General features: G+C 35.4%; 1 pseudogene. It reads right to left on the reverse strand.

Going from position 1 to position 537, the window contains the following annotated elements:
• Positions 1-514, reverse strand: a pseudogene (locus tag E1I69_RS24305) (IS4 family transposase); the annotation flags it as partial.
• Between the last annotated feature and the right edge of the window lie 23 nt (positions 515-537).

Below are 537 nucleotides of genomic sequence, written 5' to 3' on the forward strand. Positions count from 1 at the left end.
AAGGAACAATTTTATCTGGATAATGTACATCAGGCGAAGCAACTATCAATCGTGTATGCATTTTGACGACTGTCCAGCCCTTTGTTACATAGGCCCATTCTGATAAAATAGGTGGAAGTGGTATATGTGTCGCATCTACGATGCGAAGTTTTCCAACACCTCGAGGTAGACCAGTAGTACCTTTGGTATAATATTCAAGTTCTTTTACAACTTTAAAGAAAAGGTTCTGTACTATTCCGGTGTCTAAATCATTAATTCTTCGACTTAATTGTGAGGCACTGATACTATCTACACCGATATATTCCATTAGATCTTTGTGTGCGCGCATATTAACTTCAAATTCGGGATAAGATTCCCATTTTCCCAATTGGGCAGCTACAAAAATTTTAACTAAACCTTCTGTTGAAAGCTTTTTCATATCATAGTTTAGAAGGGGACAAGCTAAATATTCTGTAGGTAATAATGACAAACATTGACGAATTACTGTATTTTGATTTAATATGGTATTACTCATTGAAAGCTCCTTTGTAGAAAGTT

Origin of the sequence: Bacillus timonensis, from assembly GCF_004799755.1 — a bacterium.
Classification (GTDB): Bacteria; Bacillota; Bacilli; order Bacillales; family Bacillaceae_L; genus Ferdinandcohnia; species Ferdinandcohnia timonensis_A.